The sequence below is a fragment of the Apibacter sp. B3935 genome (genome assembly GCF_009827705.1).
Classification (GTDB): domain Bacteria; phylum Bacteroidota; class Bacteroidia; order Flavobacteriales; family Weeksellaceae; genus Apibacter.
In genome coordinates this window covers 268,169-284,580 of the sequence record NZ_WINL01000001.1, presented here as the reverse complement: position 1 = coordinate 284,580, position 16,412 = coordinate 268,169, and the positions used below count along the sequence as shown (strand labels likewise).

At 29.9% G+C, this 16,412-nt stretch carries 14 protein-coding genes; 9 read left to right on the top strand and 5 right to left on the bottom strand.

The window, feature by feature from the left end; translation table 11 throughout:
• Nucleotides 1–134 precede the first annotated feature (134 nt).
• From GFV00_RS01220 to GFV00_RS01210, 3 genes are all read right to left on the bottom strand, one after another.
• Nucleotides 135–884, bottom strand: coding sequence for an HNH endonuclease (locus GFV00_RS01220; RefSeq protein WP_160556636.1), 750 nt, complete (start codon nt 882–884; stop codon nt 135–137).
• The gene (locus GFV00_RS01215) at nt 854–1,201 is read right to left on the bottom strand and encodes a hypothetical protein (RefSeq protein WP_160556637.1); all 348 of its coding nucleotides are present in this window, start codon (nt 1,199–1,201) and stop codon (nt 854–856) included. The genes GFV00_RS01220 and GFV00_RS01215 overlap by 31 nt, the downstream gene beginning before the upstream one ends.
• A 329-nt stretch (nt 1,202–1,530) precedes the next feature.
• Entirely contained in the window at nt 1,531–2,007 is a 477-nt protein-coding gene (locus tag GFV00_RS01210; protein WP_221411022.1) for a septal ring lytic transglycosylase RlpA family protein, read from the bottom strand.
• A gap of 281 nt (nt 2,008–2,288) precedes the next feature.
• Between GFV00_RS01210 and GFV00_RS01205 the strand changes: the two genes are divergently transcribed.
• On the top strand, nt 2,289–2,789 hold the full coding sequence (locus GFV00_RS01205; RefSeq protein WP_160556638.1) for a hypothetical protein: 501 nt from the start codon (nt 2,289–2,291) through the stop codon (nt 2,787–2,789).
• 60 nt (nt 2,790–2,849) lie between these two features.
• Entirely contained in the window at nt 2,850–5,459 is a 2,610-nt protein-coding gene (alaS, locus tag GFV00_RS01200; RefSeq protein WP_160556639.1) for an alanine--tRNA ligase, read from the top strand.
• A gap of 130 nt (nt 5,460–5,589) precedes the next feature.
• Here the strand turns inward: alaS and GFV00_RS01195 are convergent, their stop codons facing one another.
• Nucleotides 5,590–6,495, bottom strand: a complete 906-nt coding sequence (locus GFV00_RS01195; RefSeq protein WP_160556640.1) for a TIGR01777 family oxidoreductase — start codon at nt 6,493–6,495, stop codon at nt 5,590–5,592.
• Nucleotides 6,496–6,743: 248 nt separating this feature from the next.
• Here GFV00_RS01195 and GFV00_RS01190 point away from each other — a divergent pair, with 248 nt between their 5' ends.
• Nucleotides 6,744–7,286: an RNA polymerase sigma factor gene (locus GFV00_RS01190; protein WP_160556641.1), complete on the top strand. Its 543-nt coding sequence runs from the start codon at nt 6,744–6,746 to the stop codon at nt 7,284–7,286.
• A 17-nt stretch (nt 7,287–7,303) separates the two neighbouring features.
• On the top strand, nt 7,304–7,927 hold the full coding sequence (locus GFV00_RS01185) for a hypothetical protein (RefSeq protein WP_160556642.1): 624 nt from the start codon (nt 7,304–7,306) through the stop codon (nt 7,925–7,927).
• A 37-nt stretch (nt 7,928–7,964) separates the two neighbouring features.
• Here the strand turns inward: GFV00_RS01185 and GFV00_RS01180 are convergent, their stop codons facing one another.
• Nucleotides 7,965–8,663 carry an ABC transporter ATP-binding protein gene (locus tag GFV00_RS01180; protein WP_160556643.1) on the bottom strand — a complete coding sequence of 233 codons (699 nt, stop codon included), beginning with the start codon at nt 8,661–8,663 and terminating at the stop codon, nt 7,965–7,967.
• A 93-nt stretch (nt 8,664–8,756) separates the two neighbouring features.
• Here GFV00_RS01180 and GFV00_RS01175 point away from each other — a divergent pair, with 93 nt between their 5' ends.
• The 5 genes from GFV00_RS01175 (at nt 8,757) to polA (ending at nt 16,372) form a co-directional block, all read left to right on the top strand.
• Nucleotides 8,757–9,584: a prephenate dehydratase gene (locus GFV00_RS01175; protein WP_160556644.1), complete on the top strand. Its 828-nt coding sequence runs from the start codon at nt 8,757–8,759 to the stop codon at nt 9,582–9,584.
• Nucleotides 9,585–9,586: 2 nt separating this feature from the next.
• Nucleotides 9,587–10,042, top strand: a complete 456-nt coding sequence (locus tag GFV00_RS01170; protein WP_160542103.1) for a CvpA family protein — start codon at nt 9,587–9,589, stop codon at nt 10,040–10,042.
• A complete protein-coding gene (locus GFV00_RS01165) occupies nt 10,042–11,892 on the top strand; it encodes a DUF3413 domain-containing protein (RefSeq protein WP_160556645.1) in 1,851 nt (616 codons plus the stop codon). Before GFV00_RS01170 ends, GFV00_RS01165 begins: the two co-directional genes overlap by 1 nt.
• Nucleotides 11,893–12,137: 245 nt before the next feature.
• Entirely contained in the window at nt 12,138–13,217 is a 1,080-nt protein-coding gene (gene prfA / locus GFV00_RS01160; RefSeq protein ID WP_105297590.1) for a peptide chain release factor 1, read from the top strand.
• 329 nt (nt 13,218–13,546) lie between these two features.
• Entirely contained in the window at nt 13,547–16,372 is a 2,826-nt protein-coding gene (polA, locus tag GFV00_RS01155) for a DNA polymerase I (RefSeq protein WP_160556646.1), read from the top strand.
• Nucleotides 16,373–16,412 lie beyond the last annotated feature (40 nt).

Genomic DNA, 16,412 nt, shown 5'->3' with positions numbered 1-16,412 from the left:
ATTTTTTATCAAATAATTATTAAGATTTTATATTCTCATAAAGCAAATTTAAATTACACTTTCAGATTTTAATTTGATCATTTTAGGTTATTAAATCTTTATAAACGTATTAATTAAAATAAATAGATGATTAGTTAGTGTAAAAATATTTTATTAATTTTTAGTATTTTATTATCAATTTTGTATTTAAAATATTCGTCATTATTTTCAATTAATTTAACATTGCCATAATGCATTTGTCTGTGATGATTAGCACATATTGTAATTAAATTACTTATACTTAAAACTCCTTTTTTGCGTGTTGATACTTGTTCAACATGATGAGTTTCAATATAAGTTTTTCCATTTGATTTAATAAAAGAATTAGTTTTATTTCCTAAAGCCTCACAAACAGAACATTTAAAAATATTTAATTCTTTTACTTTATTTGAAATAGCCCCCCTTTCTATATATTTTGAAACCCGATCTTTTTCTTCTGGTTGTTTATTTTTCATCCATTCTTCAAGTTTTATAATATCTTGAATTGTATCTGCTAAATTAGGAATGATAATGTTTGATAATTTATTTTCAAGAATTTGATTTTCTTCTAATAAATTTTCTTGAAATAAAAAATTATATAAAAAAATATTTAATTTAATATCATTAAAGTTATATTCACTAACAAATTTTATAATATTATGAACATTATCAGAAGTAAGATAATTAAATCTTCTAGCTAATTTTTTATCTTTAGGTAATAAATTTTTTTCTGCCGCTATTTTATTTGTTATTGGAACTGAATTTTGAAAATAATAAATATTGTCAGGTAAAGCCTTAATATTGCCCTCACTATATTTTTCAAATTTTTTTTCATTTATCGTTCGTTTATATTTTTCTCCATACAAAGGATAAACATATAAACCAATAATTTTTTTAAGATTCGAATCTTTGTAATCTCTGCTTGCAAAAAAACTATTTGTACATTTTTCTTAAGTTTATCTAAAAAAGAAGGAGCATAGCCAATATAATAACCATCTTTTTCTGCTTTGAATTTTTCATGACCAAAATTTAAACTTTCGTTCATAAATCTTTTTTTAATTACATATCCAAAATTGGATTTTAATATATCTTCATCGGTTGGATTATCAGACCATTGATTACTATTCCAAGATATGTTGGCAAGTATACCAAGATATTCTGTAGTTGTTTTCTCGATTTTCATGAAGTTTCAATTTTAAAATAATATTATAATTCTTAGCTAAGATAAATAAAATACGTAAAAATCATTTAATTTATACCATGATAATATATATTAATAAATTATTACCATAAATATAAATTTGAAATAAATTATTATTATAATTAATTGATTTCTAAAAATGTTTAACTATCATAAAAAAATCTAAATATTAAATAAAGCCAATAAATTATGCAGTATTAATTGGGTTTATTTATAAAATAATTAAAATGAACAACTCCAAATTTAAAAACAAAAAAACTCCGGTTAACAATAACCAGAGTTTATAATTAAAATTTTTTTAAGCAATGAAATTACAATATTTCATAATTAACTTTTATGACTCCTGCATTTAAGCTTGTTAATTCTGCAAAAGCAGCTTTACTTAAATCAAATTCTCTTTTAGGTACAAATGGTCCACGATCAGTAATTCGTACAATAACTTCTTTACCATTTTTTGGATTTATAATTTTAACTTTCGTCCCAAATGGTAATGTTTTATGTGCAGCAGTAAAATCATTCATGTTATATCTTTCTCCGCTTGAAGTCAATCGACCTTGAAACTTTCCTCCATACCAAGAAACACGCCCGGAAAGAGTGGATTTTTCATTACTATCTACCTCTTCTTTGGAAACGTTACTTGTCAAACTGTCATTTTGGTAATTTACTTTAATAGTGTCACCGGATACATGAGAAAGGGAAGGAGCTTTTACCAATTCTTCACTGTGAAAAAATGTAAATGATAAAGACACTAATAAAATAATCATCAATGCTAAAGTTAATTTCTTCATATTTTAGTTTTACTCTTTTGTGCTGCAAAATTACAATCTCATTATCTAAAATATTCTTAAATGCATTTCACATATGGTAAGCATACATATGAAAACTTCTATATTTATTTTAAATAAAGGGTTTCAATGAGATAGTTAAAAAAATGTTAAATTATATTGATTTTGTTAATTTTTTTCACTTTTAATCATAAATGAAATTCACTTTACTAAAAACAAATGTTTTATTGATAAATAAATATAAATTAATAGTATTATTTTTGACAACTAAACGTAATTATATAATGAAAAAAATTGTTTCTTATTTTCTTTTATGCCTCATCTTACTATCGTGTACTTCAATTGAGAAAAAGAAAAATATAAAAAATGTAGAAGAATTTTATAAAATATATGCTCAAAGAAAAGACACTAAACAACTTATGAGCTTTTATACGGACAACAATCCTAAATGGGTAAATGCCGTTTCGCAATCTTTATTGGAAGGCAAAAATATAATTTTGGATATGTATGAGAACAGTTGGAATGACAAAAATTTTAAAAAACATCAAGATTATCCCGAAAGCATAACAATTAAAGAAATAATTTCGAATGATAGCATCGTAGCAGTTAGTGGGCAATATAATCCCTATTATTATAAGGATAAATTAATACATTCCATGAAATTCACTTCATGGTTCTATTTTGATAAAGAGGGAAAGATTAAAAAACAAATCGAGTGGATGCAATACACCATGAATGATTTAAAGGATATCATAAATTTTAAACAAAACGCAGAAATAAATTAATTTTTTTTAACGAAATTTTAAAATTCTTATTTTTGTAGCTCCAAAAACCAAGTAGTAAAAATGACTTCTAAAGAAATACGAAAAACTTTTCTGGATTTTTTTAAATCTAAACAACATAGTATAGTTCCGTCTGCTCCGATTGTTTTAAAAGATGATCCTACACTCATGTTTTCCAATTCTGGAATGACACAGTTTAAGGATTATTTTTTAGGCTATAAAGAACCTAAAAATAAGCGTACGGCCGACACTCAAAAATGTTTACGGGTTTCAGGAAAACATAATGATTTGGATGATGTAGGTAAAGATACCTATCATCACACCATGTTTGAAATGCTTGGAAACTGGAGTTTTGGAGACTATTTTAAAAAAGAAGCTATTGAATGGGCTTGGGAATTGTTAACTGATGTATTTCAAATTTCAAAAGACAGGCTCTATGTTACCATATTTGAAGGAGATGCAGAAGAAGGCTTAGAAAAAGATATGGAAGCCTACAACTTTTGGAAAGAACATATTTCAGAAGATCGAATACTTCTAGGTAACAAAAAAGATAACTTTTGGGAAATGGGCGAAACAGGACCTTGTGGGCCTTGTTCCGAAATACACGTTGATATCCGTTCGGATGAAGAAAGAAAAAAAATTGATGGTAAAGATTTAGTTAATCATGACCATCCGCAAGTCATTGAAGTTTGGAACCTGGTTTTTATGGAATTTCTCCGTAAAGCAGACGGCAGTTTAGAAAAACTACCTAAAAAAAATGTAGATACGGGAATGGGATTTGAAAGGCTCTGTATGGTATTACAAGGCAAAATTTCTAATTACGATACAGATGTATTTACTCCCTTAATAAAAAAAATAGAAGAAATATCCGAACTAAAATACGGCGAAAACACAAACGTTGATATAGCCATGCGAGTTTTGGCAGATCACGTACGAGCCATCACATTCTCTATAGCCGACGGACAGTTACCTTCTAATTCCGGAGCAGGATATGTAATACGAAGAATTTTAAGACGGGCCATTGGTTATGCATATCGAGTATTGCATATCAAAGAACCTATTTTATACAAGCTGGTTCCGATTTTAAATACTCAAATGGGAGAGTTTTTTCCCGAAATTTCTAAACAAGAAAGCCTTATATCAGAAATTATAAAAGAAGAAGAAATTGGATTTTTAAGAACGCTGGATCAAGGATTGGTACGATTGGCTAATTTTATGGAAAACAATCCTAAATTAGAAATCATTCCCGGCGATGTTGTTTTTGAATTATACGATACCTATGGTTTTCCTTCAGATTTATCTCGAATAATTGCAGAAGATCATGGAAAAACCATTGATGAAAATGGATTTAATGAAGAAATGAGCAAACAAAAAGCTCGTTCCAAATCTGCTTCCACTTTTAAAAATTATGATTGGGTTATCTTACAAGAAGATGATGTAGAAGAATTTGTAGGTTACGATTTTTTGGAAACTCATGTTAAAATAACAAGATATCGTAAGGTAGAAAATAAAGAAGGAGAATTTTATCAATTAGTATTTCAAATTACCCCGTTTTATGCCGAAAGTGGAGGACAAGTAGGGGATATAGGGTATATTGAAAATTTAAATGAAAAAATAGAAATTCTAAATACTAAAAAGGAAAATAATTTAATTATCCATACAGTAAAAGAATTTCCAAAATACCCTGAATTTCCATTTAATGCAAAGGTAGACAGCAAAAGAAGAGAGGCAATTACCAAAAACCACTCGGCTACCCACCTTTTACATGAAGCATTGCGGGAAGTACTTGGTAAACATGTTGAACAAAAAGGTTCTTATGTAGGACCGGACTATTTACGTTTTGACTTTTCCCATTTCAGCAAAATGAGTCCGGAAGAAATACAAAAAGTTGAAATGTTGGTCAACACCAAAATATATGAAAGAATCGAATTAGACGAAAATAGGGCAGTCCCATTTAAAAAAGCTATTGATATGGGAGCTATGGCTCTTTTTGGTGAAAAATATGGCGATTTAGTACGGGTAATTAAATTTGGAAATTCGGTTGAATTATGTGGAGGAACCCATGTAAAAAATACGCATGAAATCATATTTTTTAAAATTATGAGTGAATCTTCCAGTTCCGCAGGAGTACGAAGAATTGAAGCGATTACCGGCGAAACAGGCATAGCGTTTCTTAAAGATCAATTCAGTCAATATGATCGTTTAAAAAGCTTTTTAAAACAGTCGGATGATCCTATTAAGTCCATTGAGAAATTATATTCGGAAAATGATCAACTAAAAAAACAAGTTGAGCAACTCAACAAAGAAAAAGCAAATCATGAAAAAATACTTTGGAAAAATTCAATTACTCAAGTGAATGGAGTATATTACCTTGGATTACAGACCGACTTAAGTAATGCATCGGTAAAAGATTTAATTTTTCAACTAAAGAATGAAATTTCCAATTTGTTTATTATCATAGGTACTCATACAGATCAAAAACCTACACTTTCCATAGGAATTTCTGAAGATTTAGTTAAAACTAAAAATTTACATGCGGGAACGATCGTAAAAGCTTTATCCAAAGAAATAAAAGGCGGCGGTGGAGGACAACCCTCTTTTGCCACAGCAGGAGGAAGCGATTTATCAGGACTGGAAATTGCTATTAAAAAGTCTTTAGACTATTTACAATAAATTAATAAATAAATAATAATAATTTGTGTTGTGCTCAATTATAATAAATTATAATTGAGCACAAACTTTTTATATGAAAAGATTACGACTTCGTTTAAACTTTTATCTATTATATACGTTATTCTTAGAACTATAATAAAGAATCTAAAGCACTATCTAAATCGGGATATTTAAAAGTAAATCCGGCTGTGCGAATTTTCTCAGATGAAATTCTGCTGCCATCCAATAAAAGTGTAGAAACTTCACCAAATAACCAGCGCAATATAAAACCTGGCACATTAGGTAAAAATAGAGGTTTATTTAACTTTTTGGCAATGGCAACAGTTAAATCTTTATTAGTTGTGTAGGAAGGAGCTACCGCATTGTAAGTACCCTGTAAACCTTCATTTACTAAAACATATTTATAAATTGAACATAAATCATCAATATGTATCCATGGAATATACTGTTTTCCAGAACCGAGACAGGCGCCTACATAATAATTTACCATTTTTTTAATTTTATATAAAACGCCTTTTTTATTTTTAGATAAGGATATACCTGTCCTTATTTTTACAACTCTGTCGGCTACGCCTTCCGATAAAAATTCATCAGCTGCTGATTCCCATTGAAAACATACCTCACTTAAAAAATCATTACCTTTGGAATCTGATTCTTTAAATATCTTATCCGATGTGGTATTGCCATAATAGCCCGAAGCAGAACCACTGATAAAGGTGAGTATTTTTTGATTCCTATCCTTTAGAGTTTTTAAAATAAGTTTGGCCGAATCTACACGGCTGGAAAGTATAACTTTTTTTCTTTCATCCGACCATCTTTCATCGGCAATACCTGCACCGGCTAGATGAATAATATGTTTAACTCCCTCCAAAGCGTTGGTATCCAAATATTGCTTTTCAATATCCCATTCATATTCATTCGGTTTGGTTTTTTTTCTGGTAAGATAACGGAGAGAGTAATTTTTTAAGAGTGTCGATAATTGATTGGCAACCGCTCCGTGGGCTCCGGTTATTAGTATAATTTCTTTTTCTTCCATTTTTTAGTATTTAACGGTAATCGTTGTAATTGCGATAACAAAATTATATGCTGCTAGTTATCAAACTATTATATCAAATAACAGGCCGTTGGTTTAATCCCATAATTTATTTTATATATTTAAAAATAAAATCTAATTTTTTGAAATAACATTCCTTTAATAAAAAATATTTTTATTATAATGCATGAAATTATTAACTGAAATTAAACTTTTCTAATTTCTTATTGTCTAAATAATAAGAAATAAAAATGGACGAAACAGAACTTTTACTTCTTTTAGAAAAAGATGTTAACAACGGATTCAGGCTGCTGGTAAAAAGGTATAGTCAACCCATATATTGGCATATACGTAAAATTGTCTATACTCATGCAGATGCAGACGATATAACTCAAAATGTATTTATCAAAGTTTTTCAAAATTTATCCGGATTTAAAAGAAATTCAAGTCTTAAAACCTGGATATACAAAATAGCAACTAATGAATCGCTGAATTTTATTAATAGTGCTGCTCAGAAAAAAAATATAAGAAGCGATGAATTAGTCATTCAGTTGTCTTCTCAACTCAAAGATGATAATTTTTTTGATGGAGATGAAATTCAATTCAAATTGCAACAAGCCATAGCCGAATTACCCGAAAAACAACGAATTGTATTTAATATGAAGTATTTTGACGATATAAAATATGAAGATATGTCGGAAATTCTGGAAACATCTGTAGGGGCTTTGAAGTCTTCCTATCATCATGCTTCTAAAAAAGTTGAACAATTTCTTTTAGCTAATATTGAAAAATAGTTTATTTAAAACCTTATATGAATAACATCAATAAATATAAATCTACTCCTTTCCAAACTCCTGAAAATTATTTTGCTCAGTTGGAGAATCGTATTGTTTCCAAATCGTTAATTAATAAAACTTCAAAATCACCCTACAAAATTCCAAATAACTATTTTGAAAATTTAGACAAGAAAATTCTATCAAATACAATTGAAAAAATAAATCCTGATAAGCCAAAAATTTTCACTTTATTTTCTAAAAAAATATATTGGATTCCGGCTGCAGCCTGTTTATTTTTCGCTGTAATGGTGGGAATATATAGTACTAAAAATCAATACACTACTGATTCTTCGATAACAAGTGCTAACTTAGAAAATCAAAACCATTTAGCTCTAACAGATAATTTATATGCACCTAAACCGTCGGATTCGTTTATATCAACTTCCGGTTCAACGACCAATATCCATAAAACCACTAATAATATTTCTAAAAGTTCACCTAAAAGAATTCCAAAAAAAATGGAAACTAATAAAGATAAAATGATTGAACAAGAGATGATTTCTTCTTCAAATGTTATCTATGATTTGTATTTTACCAATGAAGAAACTACCAATTTATACGATGAAGAAACATCACAGGATAGTTTTGCTTTATTTTAGAAAAAGTAAAGTTGTTATTTTTTCAATAATTAATGAATTAATGATGGGTATATTCGAAAAAAGCTTCTTCCAAACTTAAATATTTACCTTTAAAATCCTCAATGCTTCTATCTTGAATAATAGATCCTTTATTTAAAAGTATGACTCTTGAACATAAGACTTCAACCTCTTGCATAATGTGAGTAGACAAAATAACAGTTTTCTTTTTACCTAATTCCTGAATTAATTGCCTGATTTCAATAATTTGATTGGGATCCAAGCCATTAGTCGGCTCATCTAAAATTAAAATCTCAGGATCAAAGAGAATTGCTTGAGCCAGTCCCACTCGTTGTTTATATCCTTTAGATAATTGACTGATTTTCTTATTTTGTTCCTTTTGTAGGCCCACCTTTTCAATAATGTCGGAGATCTCGCTTTTGGGAGTATGATGAATATCCGAAACAAAGCTTAAATACTCCTTAACATACATATCTAAATATAATGGATTATTTTCCGGAAGATAACCAATTAACGATTTGGTTTTATATGGAAACTCTTGATTATCCATACCATTGATCCAAATATTTCCCCGGTCAAAAGATAACGATCCTGTAATTGACCGCATCATGGTTGTCTTACCTGCTCCATTTGGACCTAATAAGCCGACAATCTCACCTTTTTTTATTTCCAGAGAAATAGCATGTAAAGCAATTTGTCCTTTATAATGTTTAGTTAGATTTTGTATTTTTACAGACATTTTATTTCTAGCTTGAACAAATCTGTTCCATTAAATTTATGTAAATATAATTAATAAAAATAAAAAAAATTGAGTGTTTAGTACCATTAATTTATGAAGTCAATATCAATACAAGGAATTAAAGGATCGTTTCATCATGAAGCCGTAAACCGTTTTTTTCAAAATGAAAAAGTGGAAATAATTGATAGTCCTACATTTAAAACCGTAGTAAGGGATGTAATTAATGGGAAAGCAAACTATGGAATGATGGCCATAGAAAATTCTATAGCGGGAGCTATTTTACCCAATTATAGTTTAATTACCAAAAACGGGTTACACATAGTCGGTGAGGTGGTCTTACCGATTAAACATCATTTATTAGCACTGCCGGGAGAAACATTAGATTCAATTTCTGAAGTTAGAACCCATCCTATGGCTTTATTACAATGTGAAAATTTTCTTGAAAAATATCCTGATTGGAAATTATTATCTAAAGACGATACCGCAACTTGTGCATACAACATTCATAGTAAGAAAATGAAAGGTATTGCGACTATTGGCTCAAAATTGGCAGCAGAAATGTATCAATTACAAGTATTGGCTGAAAATATTCATGATGTTTCTGATAATTACACCCGTTTTTATTTATTATCTCCTAAAACGGAAAAAGTTGAAAATTTTACGAAAGCATCCTTATACTTCACTACAGATCATACAATGGGTAGTTTAGCAAAAGTTTTAAATATTCTTGCAAACCATCAAATGAACATCACTAAAATACAATCTGTGCCTTTATCAGGATCGGTTTTCCAATATTCTTTTCATGCGGATATTATTACTCCCGGAGGAAATGATGACAATTACCGCAGGGCGTTGGAAGAGATAAAAAATAATACCAATTTTTTACATATCTTAGGGGAGTATAAGGAAGATAAAATTTAAAAATGAACTATGAATATATTTTATTGGGAGGCACTCTAATCGGTGCAATTATAGGATATATTAAAGGTTTTCTAAAACAAATTTCTTCAATCGCAGGACTCACGGTCGGATATTTATTTTCTTCTCTGTTTTTATCTCAAATGCATCACATTTTATTACAAAATAAAATAATTTCAGAAGAAACATCGACATGGGTTAGCTATGTCTGCGTTTTCATCATTTTATTTATAAGTATTCTATTTTTATCCCGAATTATTGAAAAAATTTTAAAAAAATTAGGTTTAGGTTTCACTAACCAACTAGCAGGAATGGCATTGGGTGCTTTAAAATATTTCTTACTAATAATGATGATTTATTGTTTTTTATACTATTTAAATATATTAACTGAAGAAAATTGTTCTATTAATTTATTAAATTTTGTATCTTTATTCAAAACTGTTGTTTTTAAATATATATAATGAAAATTAATTTGTTTAGTAAACAATTATGTTTAGCCAATTTTTTTAATTTTTTACTGGTAATTTTTTTAGGGATTAAATATTTAAAATATACCGAAAATTTAAGCGGATTCATTACATATTTTTATATGTTTTCTTCACTTATTACACATTTTTTTATTCTTAATTGTTTTCCACTGTTACTGAGTCTTTTATTCTCATTTTTTACCAAATCAAAATTACTATCTAAACTTATTTTTAGCTTTCTTTCTATTCTTATTATATTATATCTGCAAATAGATTTACTGGTATTTAGCCAATTTAGGTATCATTTATCCCCTATAGTATTTAAATTAGTCTTTGGAAAAAGAGCTACAGATATTTTTCATTTTTCAACTATAAATACTACCATTGCAATACTTTACCTAATTGGACTTATTTTACTTGAGATACTAATACTATATTTTTCTTCCAAACTATCCAAAAAATTACCTAATTTAAAAATTAAGCTAATCTTAGTGATTGCAGGATTTTTATTAGTTTGTACAAACTTTATATATGCTTGGGCTGATGCGAGTCGATACAGGCCTATTGCTCAAATGAAAAATATATATCCTGTCTTCTATCCGTTAACCTCTGAATCACTTTTTCGCAAACTTAATTTAATTAATAAACAAGAAATTGAAAAAAATACTTTACTTAGTCGCTCGTACTCAAAATCATTGATCAATTATCCTTTAAAGCCCATTCTATCTGAAAATAGCCAAAAAAAGAATATAATTTTTATTGTTATAGACTCTTGGAGATTTAATTGCATGACCGAAAATATAACTCCGCATATTTTTGAGTTGTCCAAAAAATCACAAGTATTTCAAAACCATAAAAGCGGATCAAATATGACCACAGGAGGTATATTTTCGTTATTTTATGCCATACCTGCTACTTATTATGATAATTTTACAGGATTACAAGTATCTCCGGTTTTTTTCAATGAAATACTCAAGCAAGGCTATACATTATCAATTTTGTCAAGCTCAACGCTTGAAAATCCCCCTTTTAATAAAAATGTATTTTCAGGAATTCAAAATTTGAGACTGGAATCGAATGGAAATTCACCTTCAGAAAGAGATAAGGACATTTATAATGAATGGATAAAATTTATAAATGACTATGATTCAAAAGAAAATACTCCCTTTTTTAGCTTCCTATTTTTTGATTCTGCTCATGGCTTTGATTACCCTTCAGATTTTCCTGTTAAGTTTAAACCGACGTTAGATGAAGTAAATTATATAGCTTTAAATGATGATTACAATCCAATCCCTTTTTATAACAGATATAAAAATTCATTAAATTATATTGATGGTCTCATCGGTAACATATTGAAAAAATTAGAAGAGAAAAAGCTCTTAGACTCTTCAATTGTAGTCATTACAGGAGATCATGGACAAGAATTTAATGACAATAAAAAAGGATATTGGCAACACGGAGGAAATTTTTCAGATTATCAAATTGGCACACCTCTAATTGTATTTGATGCTTCCAGACCGGCAAAAACTTATACTCATTTAACTTTACATTATGATATTATTCCAACGCTTATGAATACCGTTTTGGGGGGTACAAATCACTATTACGATTATAGCGTAGGCCAAAATTTATATGATTGCAAGAATAGAAAATGGTTTATCTGCGGGTATAATCAAAAATATGCTATCATTGAAAAAAATATGATAATTAATGTTTATTCCTCGGGAATGTATGATGTAGTCGATAAAAAATTAAATCCAATAAATGAAAATACCGTTGATTTTAGTGTAATTAAAGATGCGGTAATTGAAAATTCACGTTTTTACCATACATCCAAAAAATAGTAGTTTTAAGTTGCTAAATAAAGGAAATCTATACTTCAAATAACAGAAAATTAAACAAAAAAATATATTCAGAATAATTAATAATACGACTGAACTTCCAATCTAATCGACTTTTAAAGTATTAATAATTTTAATTACTTACTTATTACTTTCAAAAATAATTTTAAAAAAAATATATATAAAAGCAAGAAGCTGAAAATATTCTATCAAAGTTGTACATTTGCAAACTTAAACCATCAGTATATATGTCAGATTTAGTATCAAAATTAGAGGCTATAAAACAAAGATTTGATGAAGTATCAGATTTAATAATTCAACCGGATGTTATCTCAGACCAAAAAAGATATGCTCAACTAAACAAAGAATATAAAGACTTAAACAAAATAGTAGAAATCTATCATCAATACAAATCCTTACTAAATACAGTTTCAGATGCCGATGAAATTATTAAAGAGGGCATTGATCCTGATATGGTTGAATTGGCAAAAGAAGAAAAAAATGATGCCTTAGCCAAAATTCCTGAAATGGAAGAAAACATAAAATATATGTTAATTCCAAAAGATCCTGAAGACGACAAAAATATCACCGTTGAATTAAGAGCCGGAACGGGTGGTGATGAATCGGCTATTTTTGTGGAAGACATTTTCCGAATGTATACCATGTATTGGAGACAAAAGGGTTGGAACTTTGAAGTAGTAGACGCTACGGAAGGTAGCGTTAAAGGATATAAGGAAATGATTATTAATGTTAGTGGAGAAGGAGCTTACGGAACCATGAAATTTGAATCGGGAGTACACCGAGTTCAAAGGGTTCCCGAAACTGAATCACAAGGAAGAGTACATACTTCAGCCATAACCGTAGCCGTTTTACCCGAAGCTGAAGAAGTAGATGTTGAAATTAATCCGGCAGATTTAGAATATCAAACCGCTCGATCTAGTGGAGCAGGAGGACAGAACGTTAATAAAGTAGAAACCAAAGTTCAGCTTACGCATAAGCCCACCGGAATAATGATTCAATGTCAGGTAGCACGTTCACAACATGCCAATAGAGAGATGGCGTTACAAATGCTTCGTAACAAATTATACGATATGAAGTTGCAAGAGCATCTTGATAAAATTTCGGCACACAGAAAAACGATGGTATCCACCGGAGACCGTTCGGCTAAAATTCGTACTTATAATTACCCGCAAGGTCGTGTAACGGATCATCGTATTAATAAATCCATCTATAATTTAGATAACTTTATGAATGGAGATATTGATGAAATGATTGAAGCGGTAAAAATTGCCGAAAATGCAGAAAAACTAAAAGGTCAAGAAGACTAAATTCTTACATAATAAGCTTTATATAATTCGTTATTAACTACCATTTTATCTTAATGAATTATATAAAGTTTATTATTTATAAATTATTTTTAAAAGATCCTATACTACTCTATAAAGTTTTATTTATCTGTTAAATAAATCCTTTACGTGTTAAAATCACTATCGGTATAAATCATTGATATTTTAGAATTCTTCAGGATTAACTACTTTAAAATCAATATAAACATTTTTTCAATTAATATCTTAAGGTTTTTCTTTTTACATTTTGCAACAAGTGTTAACTTCAAATATCTTATATTTGAAAATAAAAACACAGATAACCCTAAAGAATGACCAGTCAAGATTGCGATAAAAAACTATTTCTGATTGATGCCTATGCTCTTATATTCAGAGCTTATTATGCCTTTATAAAAAACCCAAGAATCAATTCAAAAGGGTTAAATACTTCCGCTATTTTCGGATTTACCAATACGCTTTTCGATTTAATGAAAAAAGAAAAGCCATCACATCTGGCAGTAGTTTTTGATGTGGGAGAAACGTTCCGTCATCAGGTCTATAAAGAATACAAAGCCAATCGGCAAGAAACACCGGAGGCTATACGCATAGCTGTTCCTTATATCCATAAACTAATGGAAGCATTACATATTCCTTGTCTTTGGAAAGAAGGGTACGAGGCCGATGATGTGATAGGAACTTTAGCAAAAAAAGCGGAAAAGGAGGGATATACAACCTATATGATGACATCGGATAAAGACTATGCGCAATTAGTTTCCGAAAATATCTTTGTTTTTAAACCGGCATCCAGAGGAAACGATATTGAAATTTGGGATGTAGAATCTGTTAAAGAAAAATTCGAAGTTAAAAATCCGTCTCAAGTTATTGACCTTTTGGGCATGATGGGAGACAGTGTAGACAATATACCCGGAATACCCGGTGTAGGCGAAAAAACGGCTAGACAATTTATTAAAGAATACGGAAGCATTGAAAACTTATTTGCTCATTCTTCTGAATTAAAAGGAAAAATGAGAGAAAAAGTGGAAGCAAATGAGGAACTAGGCCTTTTATCAAAAAAATTGGCAACCATTGATACTCATGTTCCTATCGAATTTAATTATGAAAGTTTAACGGTGGATCAGCCGAATGTTGATGAGGTCATTAAAATTTTTGAAGAATTAGAGTTTAGAAATATGATTACAAATTTTCACAAAACGTATCATATTATCTCTGAAAGCGAATCTAATTTAGAAAAAAATTCTTCCGGTAAAGCTCCGGTAAATGGACAAAGATCGTTGTTTGATACAACCGATCAGGACATTGAAATGAAAGAAAGTGCCAACTGGAAAACTATTGAAAATACAGATCATCTCTATCAACTGACAGAAACGCCTATGGCAGTAAAATTGTTGGTAGATAAGCTTTTAAAGCAAAAAATTGTATGCTTTGATACGGAAACTACTTCAACTGATTCCATGATCGCGGAATTAGTCGGTATTTCATTTTCATATGAAAAGGCAAAAGGGTACTATGTACCTTTTAGTACTAAGGACAAAGAAAAAACACAAGAATTTATAGAACTGCTCCGGCCGGTTTTCGAAGATGAAAATATAGTTAAAGTAGGCCAAAACTTGAAATACGATTGCAAAGTTTTAAGAAAATATAAGGTTGAAGTTAAAGGGGTACTTTTTGATACCATGATTGCGCATTACTTAATCAACCCCGATGCAAGGCATAATATGGACCTATTGGCTGAAACAGAGCTTAATTACAAGCCTGTTCCCATAGAATCTTTAATCGGAAAAAAAGGAAAAAATCAAAAATTATTTTCTTCCGTACCTATTGAATTACAAAAAGAATATGCGGTTGAAGATTCTGATATTACCTTACAGCTTAAAGACAAATTTGAACCTCAACTCAAACATGATAATCTTAAAAAGCTTTTTGATGACATAGAAATGCCCTTAATGAAGGTATTGGAAGACATGGAATGGGAAGGTATCAATTTAGATATCAAAGCATTAGGCGAAATGTCTAAAGAATTAGTTGAAGACCTTTCAAAGTTGGAAAAAGAAATATATTCTCTAGCCGGAGAAGAATTTAATATCAGTTCACCCAAACAATTAGGAGATATTATTTTTGATAAATTAAAATTAGGTACTAAGCCCAGAAAAACCAAAACAGGTCAATATGCAACCGGCGAAGATGTTTTATTAAAGCTGGCGCATAAACATAAAATTATAGATTTATTATTAGAATACAGACAGCTGCAAAAATTAAAATCAACCTATGTTGATGCCCTGCCCAATGAAGTAAATCCACTAACAGGAAGAGTACACACAACCTTTGCACAAACTGTAGCAGCTACCGGTCGTTTAGCTTCTAATAATCCCAATCTTCAAAATATTCCTATTAGAACCGAAAGAGGGCAAGAAGTACGTAAAGCCTTTATAGCAAAGGATTCTAAACATAAAATAATTTCTGCCGATTATTCCCAAATTGAATTGAGAATCATTGCAGCCATGAGTAAAGATCCCTCCATGATCACTTCCTTTAAAAACGGTGAGGACTTCCATAGGGCTACCGCATCAAAAGTATTTCATGTACCTATGGATCAAGTGACTAAAGAGCAGCGCTCTCAAGCGAAAACGGTTAACTTTGGTATCATTTACGGAGTATCTGCATTCGGATTAAGTGAACAAACCGGATTATCTAGATCCGAATCTAAAAGTTTGATTGATGCTTATTATCAGGCTTATCCCGTTTTAAAAGAATACATTTCGGAACAAGTACAGATAGCACGAAAAAACGGATATGTAGAAACCTTATTGGGAAGAAGAAGATATTTGCCGGACATCCATTCCGGAAACAGCGTAGTGCGTTCTCATGCAGAAAGGAATGCTGTAAATGCGCCTATTCAGGGAACAGCAGCAGATGTAATTAAAATAGCCATGATACATATTCATGAACTGTTGCAGGAAAGAAAACTTCAAACCAAACTTTTGTTACAAGTGCACGATGAATTGGTTTTCGACGCTCCTGATGAAGAAATTAAGGAAATATCGACACTGATTAAAAATACAATGGAAAACTCCATAAAAATGGAAGTTCCTTTAATAGTAGATGTTGGAGTGGGTCCCAATTGGCTGGAAGCCCATTAAGAATTTATATAGAACACTCTAGAATTGATGAGTTTATAAA